Source organism: Pseudomonas onubensis, assembly GCF_965653655.1.
Classification (GTDB): domain Bacteria; phylum Pseudomonadota; class Gammaproteobacteria; order Pseudomonadales; family Pseudomonadaceae; genus Aquipseudomonas.
In genome coordinates this window covers 16,542-31,054 of record NZ_CBFHAZ010000073.1, presented here as the reverse complement: position 1 = coordinate 31,054, position 14,513 = coordinate 16,542, and the positions used below count along the sequence as shown (strand labels likewise).

13 protein-coding genes are annotated in these 14,513 nt (G+C 61.0%); 6 read left to right on the top strand and 7 right to left on the bottom strand.

Annotated features, from left to right (window positions below; genetic code table 11):
• Positions 1-646 precede the first annotated feature (646 nt).
• From ACTD9P_RS21025 to ACTD9P_RS21015, 3 genes are read right to left on the bottom strand one after another with little or no spacing between them, the layout of a single operon-like run.
• Positions 647-1,453: a sulfite exporter TauE/SafE family protein gene (locus ACTD9P_RS21025; RefSeq protein WP_438869207.1), complete on the bottom strand. Its 807-nt coding sequence runs from the start codon at positions 1,451-1,453 to the stop codon at positions 647-649.
• Positions 1,454-2,698: an NAD(P)/FAD-dependent oxidoreductase gene (locus ACTD9P_RS21020; protein WP_438869206.1), complete on the bottom strand. Its 1,245-nt coding sequence runs from the start codon at positions 2,696-2,698 to the stop codon at positions 1,454-1,456.
• 51 nt (positions 2,699-2,749) lie between these two features.
• Positions 2,750-3,085, bottom strand: a complete 336-nt coding sequence (locus ACTD9P_RS21015; protein ID WP_017136253.1) for an ArsR/SmtB family transcription factor — start codon at positions 3,083-3,085, stop codon at positions 2,750-2,752.
• A 94-nt stretch (positions 3,086-3,179) separates the two neighbouring features.
• Between ACTD9P_RS21015 and ACTD9P_RS21010 the strand changes: the two genes are divergently transcribed.
• Positions 3,180-4,043: an MBL fold metallo-hydrolase gene (locus tag ACTD9P_RS21010; protein WP_438869205.1), complete on the top strand. Its 864-nt coding sequence runs from the start codon at positions 3,180-3,182 to the stop codon at positions 4,041-4,043.
• Positions 4,044-4,091: 48 nt separating this feature from the next.
• Here ACTD9P_RS21010 and bkdR read toward each other — a convergent pair whose 3' ends face one another.
• The gene (gene bkdR, locus ACTD9P_RS21005) at positions 4,092-4,580 is read right to left on the bottom strand and encodes a Bkd operon transcriptional regulator BkdR (RefSeq protein WP_056861361.1); all 489 of its coding nucleotides are present in this window, start codon (positions 4,578-4,580) and stop codon (positions 4,092-4,094) included.
• 195 nt (positions 4,581-4,775) lie between these two features.
• Between bkdR and ACTD9P_RS21000 the strand changes: the two genes are divergently transcribed.
• The 5 genes from ACTD9P_RS21000 to ACTD9P_RS20980 all read left to right on the top strand — a co-directional run bounded on the left by ACTD9P_RS21000 (position 4,776) and on the right by ACTD9P_RS20980 (position 10,930).
• Positions 4,776-6,011, top strand: coding sequence for a 3-methyl-2-oxobutanoate dehydrogenase (2-methylpropanoyl-transferring) subunit alpha (locus tag ACTD9P_RS21000; protein WP_017136256.1), 1,236 nt, complete (start codon positions 4,776-4,778; stop codon positions 6,009-6,011).
• Between the two features lies 1 nt (position 6,012).
• A complete protein-coding gene (locus tag ACTD9P_RS20995) occupies positions 6,013-7,071 on the top strand; it encodes an alpha-ketoacid dehydrogenase subunit beta (protein ID WP_138450567.1) in 1,059 nt (352 codons plus the stop codon).
• Complete coding sequence (locus ACTD9P_RS20990; protein WP_438869204.1) at positions 7,072-8,331, top strand: dihydrolipoamide acetyltransferase family protein; 1,260 nt, start codon at positions 7,072-7,074, stop codon at positions 8,329-8,331.
• Positions 8,332-8,334: 3 nt separating this feature from the next.
• On the top strand, positions 8,335-9,714 hold the full coding sequence (lpdA, locus tag ACTD9P_RS20985; RefSeq protein ID WP_438869203.1) for a dihydrolipoyl dehydrogenase: 1,380 nt from the start codon (positions 8,335-8,337) through the stop codon (positions 9,712-9,714).
• 196 nt (positions 9,715-9,910) lie between these two features.
• Complete coding sequence (locus ACTD9P_RS20980) at positions 9,911-10,930, top strand: branched-chain amino acid aminotransferase (protein ID WP_438869202.1); 1,020 nt, start codon at positions 9,911-9,913, stop codon at positions 10,928-10,930.
• A 62-nt stretch (positions 10,931-10,992) separates the two neighbouring features.
• Here ACTD9P_RS20980 and ACTD9P_RS20975 read toward each other — a convergent pair whose 3' ends face one another.
• The 3 genes from ACTD9P_RS20975 to ACTD9P_RS20965 form a co-directional block, all read right to left on the bottom strand.
• Positions 10,993-11,886, bottom strand: coding sequence for a GNAT family acetyltransferase (locus tag ACTD9P_RS20975; RefSeq protein ID WP_438869201.1), 894 nt, complete (start codon positions 11,884-11,886; stop codon positions 10,993-10,995).
• Between the two features lie 547 nt (positions 11,887-12,433).
• Positions 12,434-13,267 carry a TIGR03915 family putative DNA repair protein gene (locus ACTD9P_RS20970; RefSeq protein WP_056861350.1) on the bottom strand — a complete coding sequence of 278 codons (834 nt, stop codon included), beginning with the start codon at positions 13,265-13,267 and terminating at the stop codon, positions 12,434-12,436.
• The gene (locus ACTD9P_RS20965) at positions 13,264-14,484 is read right to left on the bottom strand and encodes a putative DNA modification/repair radical SAM protein (RefSeq protein ID WP_438869200.1); all 1,221 of its coding nucleotides are present in this window, start codon (positions 14,482-14,484) and stop codon (positions 13,264-13,266) included. Before ACTD9P_RS20965 ends, ACTD9P_RS20970 begins: the two co-directional genes overlap by 4 nt.
• Positions 14,485-14,513 lie beyond the last annotated feature (29 nt).

Below are 14,513 nucleotides of genomic sequence, written 5' to 3'. Positions count from 1 at the left end.
CGAATGCGGTGTATCAGTGACAGATAAATTGACTGACCCACCGCATTCGCGAGCAAGCCCGCTCCCACAGTTGACCGCATCCAACCTTAAGCGGATTTGCATACACTGAAGAGCTGCTTTTCTGTGGGAGCTGGCTTGCCTGCGATACAGACACCTCGGTGTGTCAGGTACACCGAGTTGATGCCATCGCAGGCAAGCCAGCTCCCACAGTTGACCGAGTATGGCTCTGCTGTTGCTTTTGCTGTTGCTCTGGCCCTTACATCCTTTTCGATGACGAAGTCAGCGGTCTTTTGATCTGCGCTTTTGATCTTGATCTGAAATCGCCCCGTCAAACACGATGGCCGCGATTCGACAGTGATTTGGGGGGTAAACCGGCAGGGATGCCGGTTTAGCCGCCCCGCGCCATGGATGGCGCGTGGCGGCGGCCCCCCAAATCAGTGTCGGATTGCGGGCATGCCGAGCCACAGCGAGGCACCGAGTGTTGGGGCGAAGACTTTTTGGTTACTTTTGTGTCTTTACAAAAGTGACCCGCCGTCAGGGCGGAACCCTAAGTCGCCATCACCCAAATAACGGATATGTACACCACCAACAAGCCGCTATCGCAGGCAACCCAGCTCCCACAGTTGGAATGTATTGCACATTCGGATCAAAGCGCAGCCTTGACCAACATCCCCGCAGCCACCACCCCACACAAGCTGGCAAACCCCACCTGCAACGCCCGCGCCGGGATCACCGAACACAAACGCCGACCGGCCAACATGCCGACAATACTCGCGCCGATAAACACCCAGCCCATCGGCTCGATGCTCACACCGGCCTGCAGCGACCCGGCCACGCCGATCAGCGATATCAGGCTGATCACCATCAGCGAGGTGGCGACAATCCCGCGCATCTGCACATCGGTCAGTTGCTTGAAGGCCGGCACGATCAGGAAGCCGCCGCCCACACCGAGCAAACCCGACACCGCGCCGGTCACTGCGCCTAGCGCCGCCAACGTGGCGCTGCATTTGGCGGTCCAGGCCAGGCGCCCGGTCTGCTGGTTGAGCATGCAGTTTTTCTGGCCCCAGGACGCGGCGCCATGGTCGCTGGGCCCGGCCTCGACCTTTTCGCGTTGCAACATGCGCCAGGCCACCAGCACCATCAAGGCGCTGAACAGGCCCATCAGCAAGTGCTCGGGCAACTGGTGCGCAATAAATACGCCCAGCGGCGAGAACAGTGCACCGAGCAAGGCGATCAATAATGCGGCGCGGTAGCGCACCAGGCCATGGCGCAACCCGTCAATGGCACCGACCGCCGCCGCTGCACCCACGGCGAGCAACGACACCGGCGCCGCCTGGGTCATGGTCAGGCCAAGCCCCAACACCAAGGCCGGCACCCCGAGGATGCCACCGCCCGCGCCGGTCAGGCCCATGACCAGGCCCATCAATAAACCCAACAGACTTGCCAGCAGCATTTAATCCACCTTGCTCAGGCGGGTCAGCCACTCGCGGCCCTTGAGCATGCCGTTCCAGTAAAACCACGGCAGCAGCGTGGCCTTGAGGAACCACATCGAGCGGCGTGCCTGGGTCGGGTCCAGCGGGAAGGTCGGCAGCAGCTTGCCGCCATAACCAAACTCGGCCAGCACCACCTTGCCCTTCTCCACCGTCAACGGGCAGGAGCCGTAGCCGTCGTACTTGAGCGGCAGCGGCGCCTGTTTGCGCAGGGCCAGCAGGTTTTCGGCCACCACCACGATCTGCTTGCGCACGGCGGCGGCGGTTTTGGCGTTGGTGGTGCCGCACACATCGCCGAGGCCGAAGATGTGCGGGTAGCGCAGGTGTTGCAGGCTGTGCGGGTTCACCTCGCACCAACCGGCGGGGTCGGCCAACGGGCTCTGGCGGATAAAATCCGGGGCCACTTGCGGAGGGACCACGTGCAACAGGTCGAAGGATTTTTCTTCGACGGTGGCCTTGCCTTCGGCGTCTTTGACTTCAAACCAGGCTTTGCGGGCCGAGCCATCGACCTTGATCAGGTTGGCGTTGAACGCCAGGCGGGCGTTGTATTTCTCTACGTATTTCATCAACGGCGGCACAAAGGTCGCGACGCCAAACAGCGCGGCGCCGGCCAGGTTGAATTCGACGTCGATGTTTTTCAGGTTGCCCTGCTTGAGCCAGTGATCGCAGGACAGGTACATGGCTTTTTGCGGCGCGCCTGCACATTTGATCGGCATGGCTGGCTGGGTGAAGATCGCCTTGCCGCTCTGAAGCTGCTGCACCAACTGCCAGGTGTAGGCCGCGTGCTCGTAGCTGTAGTTGGAGGTAACGCCGTTCTGGCCGAGGGTTTGTTCCAGCCCGTCGATTTTTTCCCAGGCCAGGCGCAGGCCAGGGCACACGATCAGGTTGTTCCAGCTCACGCGCTGGCCGTTGTCGAGCACCAGGGTTTGCTCGTCGGGCAGCAATTCGGCGACTGCGGCCTGCACCCAGGCGACGCCATTGGGCAGTACGTCGGCCAACGGCCGTCGGGTCTTTTTCAGGTCGTAGGCGCCGCCGCCGACCAGCGTCCAGGCCGGCTGATAGCAGTGGTAGTCGTTAGGTTCGATCAGGGTGATGTTCAGCTGCGGGTCGCGTTTGAGCAGGCTGGCCAGCAGGCCGATGCCTGCCGAGCCGCCGCCGATGACTACGATGTCGCCACTGATGGTCGGTCCCCAGTGTTGCTCGGTCATGGTCTTTTGCCTTTTATCGTCAATGCACACAAGGGTCGCTGCCGTATGGCGTCACGCCCAGCTTTTTATGACCGCGCCGCAGTACAAGCCGGACAAGGTCTTCATCACTTGAATCACTTCGTGGCTGGCCAGCCCGTAGAAAATGTATTTACCTTCCCGACGGGTGGCGACCAACCCTTCGTCGCGCAAAATGCCCAACTGTTGTGACAGGGTGGGCTGACGCACGCCGGTCATGGTTTCCAGCTCGCCGACGTTGCGCTCGCCCTGGGTCAACTGGCACAGGATCAACAGGCGGTCCTCATTGGCCAGTGCCTTGAGCAAGGAACACGCCTTGGACGCCGATGCGCGCAATTGGGCGACTTCGCCCTCACTCAGAGTAGATTCCATTTGCCTCGGGTCCTTTATGTCACTTAAGCTCAAAACATTATGTGTAAACGTAAACTGATTGTAACCACTTTTTTCGCTTCCGGGGACCGCCGCCATGCCAGCGTTGATTCAAGCCTTTCTGGACGAGGCATCGTCGACCTTCACCTACGTCATCTATGAACACGATGGCGGGCCGTGCGCCATCGTCGATTCGGTACTCAATTACGACCCTGCGTCCGGACGCACTGAAACCACCCAAGCCGATAAAGTCATCGCCTTTGTGCGTGAGCACGGTTTGCAGGTGCAGTGGCTGCTGGAAACCCACGCGCATGCCGATCACTTGTCGGCTGCGCCTTACCTGCGCCGCACGCTCGGCGGCAAAATAGCCATCGGCCAATCCATCAGTAAGGTACAGGACGTCTTCAAGCGCCTGTTCAACCTGGAGCCGGAATTTCGCGTCGATGGCTCGCAGTTCGACCACCTGTTTGCGCCGGATGAAATCTTTCATATCGGCAACTTGAAGGCCCAGGCGCTGCATGTGCCCGGCCACACTCCCGCCGACATGGCGTACCTGATCGACGGCCGCTTGATTCTGGTGGGCGACACGCTGTTCATGCCGGATGTGGGCACCGCACGTTGCGATTTCCCTGGCGGCGATGCGCGGCAGTTGTATGCGTCGATGCGCAAGCTGCTGGCCTTTCCACTGGAGACTGAACTGTATGTGTGCCACGACTACCCGCCTGAAAGCCGCGAAGCCAAGTGCTTGACCACGGTCGCCGAGCAGCGCGCGGGCAACATTCATGTGCATGACGGCGTGGATGAAGCGGCGTTTGTAGAGATGCGCACCCAGCGTGATGCCGGGCTGGGGATGCCGACGCTGTTGCTACCGGCAATTCAAGTGAATGTGCGGGCGGGGAATATGCCGCCTGCGGAAGACAATGGCGTGACGTATCTGAAGATTCCCCTTAACCAACTTTGAAATAAATCACCGCCGCTCCCACATTGAATGGTGTGATTCAGTTAAATCTCAGTTGCCCAGGCTGATGCCATTGGCCGGCAACGGCAGCGCGGTCTTGTAGCGCACCTGCTTAAGCGCAAAGCTTGAGCGGATATTGGCCACCCCCGGCACCTTGGTCAGAAAGTCCATCATGAAACGCTCCAGCGACTGGATCGTCGGCACCAGTACCCGGATCAGATAGTCCGGGTCGCCCGCCATCAGATAACACTCCATCACTTCCGGCCGGTCCGAGATCGCGCCTTCGAACTGCTGCAATGCCAGCTCATTCTGTTTTTCCAGGCTCACATGGATGAACACATTCACGTGCAGCCCCAGCAGGTCGGCGTCCAGCAACGTCACCTGATCGCGGATAAGCCCCAATTCTTCCATGGCCTTGACGCGATTGAAGCACGGCGTGGGCGACAGGTTGACCGAGCGGGCCAGGTCGGCGTTGGTGATGCGGGCGTTCTCCTGCAGGGCGTTCAGAATGCCAATATCGGTACGGTCCAGTTTGCGCATGAGACAAAATCACCTGTTTATTATGTTTATGCAGTTTTTTTATCCGCAAATGGTCTTGAGCGCAATGAAACACAGATAAATATTCTTCTACGCCACGCCTATGATGTTTGTAGGACAAGATTTCTCTTATCCGGAGACTGACTGTCAGCTAGCGCGCCCACTACAAGAAATTCACAAGATCGAGCGTAGAAAGCCATGAACCAGCCGTATGCACCACTGCGCCTGCACGTTCCCGAACCCTCGGGCCGCCCAGGCTGCAAGACCGACTTTACCTACCTGCGCCTGACTGACGCAGGTACGGTGCGCAAACCCGCCATCGACGTAGAACCCGCCGACACCGCTGACCTGGCCAAGGGCCTGATCCGCGTGCTCGACGACCAGGGCCAGGCCCTTGGCCCGTGGGCTGAAGGCGTATCCGCCGAGATCATGCGTAAAGGCATGCGCGCCATGCTCAAGACGCGCATCTTCGACAACCGCATGGTGGTCGCCCAGCGTCAGAAAAAAATGTCGTTCTACATGCAAAGCCTTGGCGAAGAAGCCATCGGCAGCGCCCAGGCCCTGGCCTTGAACATCGACGACATGTGCTTTCCCACCTACCGCCAGCAAAGCATTCTGATGGCCCGCGAAGTGCCGCTGGTGGACCTGATCTGCCAACTGCTGTCCAACGAGCGCGACCCGCTCAAGGGCCGTCAGTTGCCGATCATGTACTCGGTCAAGGACGCCGGTTTCTTCACTATTTCCGGCAACCTCGCCACCCAATTCGTGCAAGGCGTGGGCTGGGGCATGGCCTCGGCGATCAAGGGCGATACCAAGATCGCCTCGGCCTGGATCGGCGACGGCGCCACCGCCGAATCGGACTTCCACACCGCCCTCACCTTCGCCCACGTGTACCGCGCGCCGGTCATTCTCAACGTGGTCAACAACCAGTGGGCCATCTCCACCTTCCAGGCCATCGCCGGCGGTGAAGCCACGACCTTCGCCGGACGCGGCGTGGGTTGCGGCATCGCTTCCCTGCGTGTGGACGGCAACGACTTTATCGCCGTGTATGCAGCGTCTGCCTGGGCCGCCGAGCGTGCGCGCCGCAACCTTGGGCCAACCCTGATCGAGTGGGTCACCTACCGCGCCGGCCCGCACTCCACTTCGGACGATCCGTCCAAATACCGCCCGGCCGATGACTGGAGCCACTTCCCGCTCGGCGACCCTATCGCGCGCCTCAAACAGCACCTGATCAAGATTGGCCAGTGGTCCGAAGAGGAGCACACGGCGGTCAGTGCCGAGCTTGAGGCCGAAGTGGTCAAGGCGCAGAAAGAAGCCGAACAGTACGGCACCCTGGCCGGCGGCCAGATTCCAAGCGCCGCGACCATGTTCGAAGACGTTTATAAAGAGATGCCGGAGCACTTGAAGCGCCAGCGTCAAGAGTTGGGGGTCTGACATGAACGATCACAACAACAGCATCGAATTGGAAACCGCCATGACCACCACCACCATGACCATGATCCAGGCGCTGCGCTCGGCCATGGATGTGATGCTTGAGCGTGACGATAACGTGGTGGTGTTCGGCCAGGACGTCGGCTACTTCGGCGGTGTGTTCCGTTGCACCGAAGGTTTGCAGAACAAGTACGGCAGCTCGCGGGTGTTTGACGCGCCCATCTCCGAAAGCGGCATCGTCGGCGTTGCCGTGGGCATGGGCGCGTATGGCCTGCGCCCGGTGGCAGAAATCCAGTTTGCCGACTACGTATACCCGGCCACCGACCAGATCATTTCCGAAGCCGCCCGCCTGCGTTATCGCTCGGCCGGCCAGTTCACCGCGCCGCTGACCATGCGCATGCCGTGCGGCGGCGGCATCTACGGCGGCCAGACCCACAGCCAGAGTATTGAAGCGGTGTTCACCCAGGTCTGCGGCCTGCGCACGGTGATGCCGTCCAACCCGTATGACGCCAAGGGCCTGTTGATCGCCTCGATCGAAAACGACGACCCGGTAATCTTCCTCGAGCCTAAACGCCTGTACAACGGCCCGTTCGATGGCCACCACGATCGCCCGGTTACACCCTGGTCGAAACACCCGCAAGCGCAAGTGCCGGACGGTTACTACACCGTGCCGCTGGACGTGGCCGCCATCGTGCGCCCGGGCTCGGCCGTGACGGTGCTGACCTACGGCACCACCGTGTACGTGTCGCAAGTCGCCGCCGAAGAAACCGGCATCGACGCCGAGGTCATCGACCTGCGCAGCCTGTGGCCGCTGGACCTGGAAACCATCGTCAACTCCGTGAAGAAGACCGGCCGTTGCGTGGTGGTGCATGAAGCCACCCGCACCTGCGGCTTTGGTGCCGAGTTGGTGTCGCTGGTGCAAGAGCATTGCTTCCATCACCTGGAAGCGCCGATCGAACGCGTCACCGGTTGGGACACGCCCTACCCGCACGCGCAAGAGTGGGCGTATTTCCCAGGGCCGTCCCGCGTGGGCGCGGCGTTGAAACGGGTCATGGAGGTCTGAATGGGCACGCACGTTATCAAGATGCCGGACATTGGCGAAGGCATCGCAGAAGTTGAACTGTCGGTATGGCACGTAAAAGTCGGTGACCTGGTGGTTGAAGACCAGGTACTGGCGGATGTAATGACCGACAAGGCGATGGTGGACATTCCCTCGCCGGTACACGGCAAAGTGATTTCTCTGGGCGGCGAGCCCGGCGAAGTCATGGCGGTGGGCAGTATTTTGATCAGCATTGAAGTAGAAGGCGCGGGGAATGCAAAGGATGCACCGGTGGTGGCTGAGCCGGTGAAAGCTGCACCAGCGCCAGTGGTTGAAGCCAAGCCAGCGCCTGCGCCTGAGTCAAAACCAGTTGCCAAACCTGCTGCGGCACCGGTTGCGCGTGACGCGAACGAACGCCCATTGGCTTCGCCTGCCGTGCGCAAGCACGCGCTGGATGCCGGCATTCAACTGCGCCTGGTACAGGGCAGCGGCCCGGCGGGTCGGGTGCTGCACGAAGATCTGGACGCTTACCTGCAACAAGGTGCAACCCAGGCTTCGGCAACCGCCAACCCTTACGCCGAACGCAACACTGAAGAACAGATCCCGGTGATCGGCATGCGCCGCAAGATCGCCCAGCGCATGCAGGACGCCACCCGCCGCGCCGCGCATTTCAGTTACGTGGAAGAAATCGACGTCACCGCGCTGGACGAACTGCGCGTGCACCTCAATGAGAAGCACGGCGCCACACGCGGCAAATTGACCTTGCTGCCGTTTATCGTGCGCGCCATGGTCGTGGCGTTGCGCGACTTCCCGCAGATCAACGCCCGTTACGACGACGAAGCCCAAGTCATCACCCGCCTGGGCGCGGTGCATGTGGGCGTCGCCACCCAAAGCGACGTGGGCCTGATGGTACCGGTGGTACGTCACGCCGAAGCCCGCAGCCTGTGGGGCAACGCCGAAGAAATCGCACGTTTGGCCAGCGCCGCACGCAATGGCAAGGCCAATCGCGATGAGCTGTCGGGCTCGACCATCACCTTGACCAGCCTGGGCGCACTGGGCGGTATCGTCAGCACGCCGGTGTTGAACCTGCCGGAAGTTGCGATTGTCGGCGTCAACCGCATCGTCGAACGGCCGATGGTGATCAAGGGCCAGATCGTGGTGCGCAAGATGATGAACCTCTCCAGCTCCTTCGATCACCGCGTGGTCGACGGCATGGACGCGGCGCAATTCATCCAGGCCATTCGTGGCCTGCTCGAACAACCCGCCAGCCTGTTTTTGGAGTAAGGCATGCCTCAGACATTGAACACTACGCTGCTGATTATCGGCGGCGGCCCTGGCGGTTATGTAGCGGCTATCCGTGCCGGCCAGCTGGGCATCCCGACCATTCTGGTTGAGGGCCAGGCGCTCGGCGGCACTTGCCTGAACATCGGCTGCATTCCCTCCAAGGCCTTGATTCATGTGGCCGAGCAGTTCCAGCAAACCGTGCACCACAGCCAGGGTTCGCAGTTGGGCATTGAAGTGGATGTGCCGACCCTGGACATCCGCAAGAGCGTGGAATGGAAAGATGGCATTGTTGATCGCCTGACCACAGGCGTGGCTGCGTTGCTCAAGAAGCACAAAGTGCAGGTGATCCACGGCTGGGCCAAGGTGGTCGACGGCAAGACCGTCGACGTCGGCGACCAGCGCATTCAGTGCGAGCACCTGCTGTTGGCCACCGGCTCGAAAAGCGTCAACCTGCCGATGCTGCCGATTGGCGGGCCGATCATCTCGTCAACCGAAGCACTGGCACCGACCCGCGTGCCCAAGCGCCTGATTGTGGTGGGTGGCGGCTATATCGGCCTGGAGCTGGGCATTGCCTACCGCAAGCTCGGCGCCGAGGTCAGTGTGGTCGAGGCGCAGGAGCGCATCCTGCCCGCCTATGACGGCGAGCTGACGCTGCCGGTGGCCGAATCGCTCAAACAGTTGGGGGTCAAGCTGTACCTCAGCCACGGCGTCACCGGTTTCGAAAATAACAGCCTGCAGGTACGTGACCCGAATGGCGACACGCTGTCGCTGGAAACCGATCAGGTGCTGGTGGCCGTGGGCCGCAAACCCAACACCCAGGGCTGGAACCTCGAAGTGCTGAACCTGGCGATGAACGGTGCGGCGATCAAGATCGACAACCGTTGCCAGACCAGCATGCGCAATGTGTACGCCATCGGCGACCTGAGCGGCGAGCCGATGCTGGCGCACCGAGCCATGGCCCAGGGCGAGATGGTCGCCGAACTGATCAGCGGCAAACACCGCGAGTTCAACCCGGCGGCGATCCCGGCGGTGTGCTTTACCGACCCGGAGCTGGTGGTGGTCGGCAAGACTCCGGACGAAGCCAAGGCGGCTGGCCTGGACTGCATTGTGTCGAGCTTCCCGTTTGCGGCCAATGGCCGGGCGATGACGTTGGAGTCGAAAACCGGCTTTGTGCGCGTGGTCGCGCGGCGTGACAACCACCTGATTGTCGGCTGGCAGGCGGTGGGGGTTGGTGTGTCCGAGCTGTCCACGGCCTTTGGCCTGAGCCTGGAAATGGGCTCGCGCCTGGAAGATGTGGCGGGCACCATCCATGCGCATCCGACTTTGGGTGAGGCGGTACAGGAAGCTGCTTTAAGAGCTTTGGGGCACGCGCTGCACCTGTGACCTGCCGCCATTCTCCTGTGGGAGCGGGCTTGCTCGCGAATACGGTATATCAGTCACATGTGTATCGACTGACACACTGCATTCGCGAGCAAGCCCGCTCCCACATAAAGCAAGAATGAAGTATTGTTGCGCCCATCCAGTAAAAAACCGACAAGCCTGCCTTCGACCAGGCGGTTGACCAGAGATAGAGGGTGTCATGGGTAACGAAAGCATCAATTGGGACAAGCTGGGTTTTGACTACATCAAGACCGACAAGCGGTTTCTCCAAACCTGGAAAAACGGCGAATGGCAAGCGGGCACCCTGACCGACGACAACGTGCTGCACATCAGCGAGGGTTCCACCGCCCTGCACTATGGCCAGCAGTGCTTTGAAGGCCTCAAGGCCTACCGTTGCAAGGACGGCTCGATCAACCTGTTCCGTCCGGACCAGAACGCCGCCCGTATGCAACGCAGCTGCGCACGCCTGCTGATGCCGCATGTGACCACCGAAGACTTCATCGAAGCCTGCAAACAAGTGGTCAAGGCCAACGAGCGGTTCATCCCGCCGTACGGCAGCGGCGGCGCGCTGTACCTGCGCCCGTTCGTGATCGGCACCGGTGACAACATCGGCGTGCGTACCGCACCGGAGTTTATCTTCTCGGTGTTCGCCATCCCGGTCGGCGCCTACTTCAAAGGCGGCCTGGTGCCACACAACTTCCAGATCTCCACCTTCGACCGCGCCGCGCCACAAGGCACCGGTGCCGCCAAGGTCGGTGGCAACTATGCCGCCAGCCTGATGCCGGGTTCGGAAGCGAAGAAATCCGGTTTCGCCGACGCGATCTACCTGGACCCGATGACCCATTCGAAAATCGAGGAAGTCGGTTCGGCCAACTTCTTTGGTATCACCCACGACAACCAGTTCATCACGCCGAAGTCGCCTTCGGTGCTGCCAGGCATCACCCGCCTGTCGCTGATCGAACTGGCCCAGACCCGCCTGGGCCTGAAAGTTGTCGAGGGCGAAGTGTTCATCGACAAACTGGACCTGTTCAAGGAAGCCGGCGCCTGCGGCACCGCTGCCGTGATCTCGCCAATCGGCGGCATCCAGTACAATGGCAAGCTGCACGTGTTCCACAGCGAAACCGAAGTGGGCCCGATCACCCAGGCGCTCTACAAAGAGCTCACCGGCGTGCAGACCGGCGACGTTGAAGCGCCAGAAGGTTGGATCGTCAAGGTCTGACTCAGCAAACGCAAAACCCAATGTGGGAGCAAGCCCGCTCCCACATTTGACCTCCACTCTCTTTAAGATTGCTTGGGGATATTCACCGCAATCTTCTTGCCCATGCTGATCCTCGGCTCCACCCCATACCCTAGCGCCTCGTAGAACCCCACCACCGCGTCATTGCCGCCCGTAATCTGCAGGTTGATCTTCATGCAACCCAACGCAGTCAGTGCCTGCTCGGCATAGCGCACCAATGAAGCGCCCAGGCCCTGCCGACGATAATCGCTGTGTACCGCCACCGAATACAACCAGCCGCGATGCCCGTCATAGCCGGCCAGGATAGTACCGATCACGGCCTTTTTATCTGTCGCTACAAAGAACAGCCCATCATTGACCGCCAGTTTTTTGTCGATTGCCAGGCTTGGCAGGTTGTGCGCGGTGTCATAGCCAAACGCCTGCTGCCACAGCGCTACCACCTGGGATCGGTGCGGACGATCGCGATATGGCCCGATGGGATGGCGCGATAACAAGGCCTTCTCCATCACCAAGGTGCGTTCGTTGCCATGGTAAACGTCACGCACCGTGTGAAAACCCAGCTTGGTATAAAACGGCTCGGCCGTCAGCGACGACGGCACGCTCAGGACCGTCACCCCGGCTTCAACGGCACGCAGTTCGACTTCGATCATCAGCAGCCGGCCAATGCCCTGCCCTTGCAACGTCGGGTTGACGAACACCGAGCGCACCACGTTGCTATCAAGGGCGGCGGTAGCGACGATCAGCTGATCCTGGATCGCCACCAGCACCACCCGGCGCTGGAGCAAGGCCAGCACGGCGTCGGGCGTGAAGTTGCTGGCAACCCGAGCAATCACATCCGCCGGGTAATCCCGCGCATTACTGCTGTGCAAGGCCGCCAGAATAATCTGGCTGATGCCCTCGGCGTCGGTGGGTTGGGCAAGACGAACAGCGGTAGACATGCATTCTCCTTCCTGGCTCGGGGTTCAAGACCGCCACCATACTAATGTGGGAGCTGGCTTGCCTGCGATAGCGGTTTGTCAGTCAGCGCATCTGGCACGGATAGACCGCTATCGCAGCATAGGTATCTACACAAATATTGGCGTCTGGGGTGTTGGGCTGTTTTATCGTCGCAGTGGGGATGTATGTCCGTTGCTGCGGTAACGGCGGCTTAGGGTTCCGCCCTGACGGCGGGTCACTTTTGGCAAACGCCCGGTGTGCCCTCACTCCGGTTTGAATCCATGGGCCGCCGCGATGGGCCATCCTTGCCCCATCGTGGTTAACGGGGCGTCTCAGATCAAGATCTACAGCACGGCGGCCTGAAAGCCGGCCTGAGTGGTTGAATCAAGAGCCGGATCAAGTGCAAAGCAAAAGCCTCTCTACCTGATGCAACACAGTCTAAATGTGGGAGCTGGCTTGTCGAATCGTCGCACCGCTGCGATGCAGACACCTCGGTGTATCAGGTACATCTAGTTGATGCCATCGCAGGCAAGCCTGCTCCCACACTTTTTAAGCGTGCCCGCTTGAGATTTTCTTGCCGGGCCTGGCGCCGATCAGCTTCGCCTGCCCATCCTTCTGCTTGCCCGTGCGCGCCTCGCTGATCAGCCCCGGTATCAGCTTGCCCTCCGGCAAATTCTTCCAGAACCGGCTGGGCAAATGCCCTTCCATCACCTTGGGGTTCAACCGCGCCGGGTTGAAGATATGGCTGTAATAGGTCAGCCACATCGCGCTGTGCGGGTCTTCGACATTCTGCGCCAATTGTTGCCATGCTTCAGGGCACTGGCGTTGATGAATCAACTGCTCACCGTCGTAATACACGCCGTCCAAGGGTGTTGCGATCATCCAGCGATGGCGGCCCATGCGCCCCACAAAGTGCTGGCTGGCGGACTTCAAGATGTCATGGGCCGGCTCATGCCACGCCACATACTCCGGCAACTGGGGCCCAGCCTCTGCAGGCAAGGCAATAAACCGCACAAACGCATGCAGGTGATGGGCTTCGCGGCTGACCTGTTTGATGCGCCGCTGTAACTCACTGCCCAACTTGTCCCCGGCCAGCATCGCAGTGCGGTCGCCATGGCTGACACGCCACAACACCTCGTACAGCAGGCTCCAACGCTGATCACCGTGGTAACAGGCGGCCGACTCCAGCAATTCCAGCAACGCCTTGGGGATCCGCGCCTGAAAAGGCCCGAGCTGCTCAGGCACAGGCTCGTCAGTGGCGAACAGGTCCGCCACTTCGGCCTCGCCCCAGCTCACCTGGCTGGGGTCGACCTGATGGCTGAGCAACCAGCGCGCCTGCTCGCGCCAGGTACTGAACAGGTTGTCGCATTCCAGGCTGATCATCCCCACAGCCCCATCTGTTGCGGCTGCGGGCGGTCGCGCAATTGCTCGCGCAGCAGCACGCTGGTGCTGTCCGCCTGTTGCGGGTGGTAGTCGCTGGTGATGAAAAATGGCTTGGCCTTGGCCAGCACGCAACGCATGCGGGCCAGGTCTTCAAAGCGAATTTTGCGTTCGCGGCGCAGGTCGACCAGGCGCTGGGTGGTGCGCAGACCAATGCCGGGTATGCGCGCGATCAGTGTGGGCTCGGCGCGGTTCAGGTCCAACGGGAACACCTCGCGGTGCTCCAGCGCCCAGGCCAGCTTGGGGTCGATATCCAGCGCCAGATGGCCTGGGCCTTGGAACAGCTCATTGGCGCTGAAACCGTAACTGCGCAGCAGAAAGTCGGCCTGGTACAGGCGGTGTTCACGCATCAGCGGCGGCGCGGCCAGCGGCACACTTTTAGGGCTGTTGGGGATGGGACTGAACGCCGAGTAATACACGCGCCGCAGCTTGTAGCTGCCATACAGCGCCTCGGCACCGTGCAGGATGGTGCTGTCGTCGGTGTCATCGGCGCCGACGATCATCTGCGTGCTCTGCCCCGCCGGCGCAAAACGCGGTGCGCGCGGCTCGTTGAACACCGTCTGCTCGCCGGTGTAGATGGTCTGCATGGCTTGCTTGATCGAGCCGATCTGCTTCTCCGGCGCCAGGGTTTGCAGGCTGGCGTCGGTGGGCAGTTCGATGTTTACGCTGAGGCGATCGGCATAACGCCCGGCTTCGGCGATCAGCGCAGGGTCGGCTTCGGGAATGGTCTTGAGGTGGATGTAACCGCGAAAGTCATGCTCTTCGCGCAACAGTTTGGCGACCCGAACCAACTGCTCCATGGTGTAGTCGGCCGAACGAATGATGCCGGAGCTGAGGAACAGCCCGCTGACGCAATTGCGTTTGTAAAAGTCCAGGGTCAGGGTAACCACCTCCTCCGGGCTGAAACGCGCACGGGGCACGTCACTGGAGCGGCGGTTGACGCAGTATTGGCAGTCGTAGAGGCAGAAGTTGGTGAGCAACACCTTGAGCAACGACACACAACGCCCGTCCGGCGTGTAGCTGTGGCAAATGCCCATGCCATCGGTAGAGCCCAACCCGGCCTTGCCCTCGGAGCTGCGCTTGGGCGCGCCGCTGCTGGCGCAGGAGGCGTCGTACTTGGCGGCGTCGGCGAGGATGCTGAGTTTTTCGATCAACTGCATGAAGGGCTACCGATACTGGTTTTTTGTAC

Coding starts and splice junctions, on each gene's coding strand:
- ACTD9P_RS20995 (WP_138450567.1), top strand. CDS start 6,013: ATGAACGATCACAACAACAGCATCGAATTGGAAACCGCCATGACCACC.
- ACTD9P_RS20965 (WP_438869200.1), bottom strand. CDS start 14,484: ATGCAGTTGATCGAAAAACTCAGCATCCTCGCCGACGCCGCCAAGTAC.
- ACTD9P_RS21025 (WP_438869207.1), bottom strand. CDS start 1,453: ATGCTGCTGGCAAGTCTGTTGGGTTTATTGATGGGCCTGGTCATGGGC.
- ACTD9P_RS21000 (WP_017136256.1), top strand. CDS start 4,776: ATGAACCAGCCGTATGCACCACTGCGCCTGCACGTTCCCGAACCCTCG.
- ACTD9P_RS20975 (WP_438869201.1), bottom strand. CDS start 11,886: ATGTCTACCGCTGTTCGTCTTGCCCAACCCACCGACGCCGAGGGCATC.
- ACTD9P_RS21020 (WP_438869206.1), bottom strand. CDS start 2,698: ATGACCGAGCAACACTGGGGACCGACCATCAGTGGCGACATCGTAGTC.
- ACTD9P_RS20990 (WP_438869204.1), top strand. CDS start 7,072: ATGGGCACGCACGTTATCAAGATGCCGGACATTGGCGAAGGCATCGCA.
- lpdA (WP_438869203.1), top strand. CDS start 8,335: ATGCCTCAGACATTGAACACTACGCTGCTGATTATCGGCGGCGGCCCT.
- ACTD9P_RS20970 (WP_056861350.1), bottom strand. CDS start 13,267: ATGATCAGCCTGGAATGCGACAACCTGTTCAGTACCTGGCGCGAGCAG.
- ACTD9P_RS21010 (WP_438869205.1), top strand. CDS start 3,180: ATGCCAGCGTTGATTCAAGCCTTTCTGGACGAGGCATCGTCGACCTTC.
- ACTD9P_RS21015 (WP_017136253.1), bottom strand. CDS start 3,085: ATGGAATCTACTCTGAGTGAGGGCGAAGTCGCCCAATTGCGCGCATCG.
- bkdR (WP_056861361.1), bottom strand. CDS start 4,580: ATGCGCAAACTGGACCGTACCGATATTGGCATTCTGAACGCCCTGCAG.
- ACTD9P_RS20980 (WP_438869202.1), top strand. CDS start 9,911: ATGGGTAACGAAAGCATCAATTGGGACAAGCTGGGTTTTGACTACATC.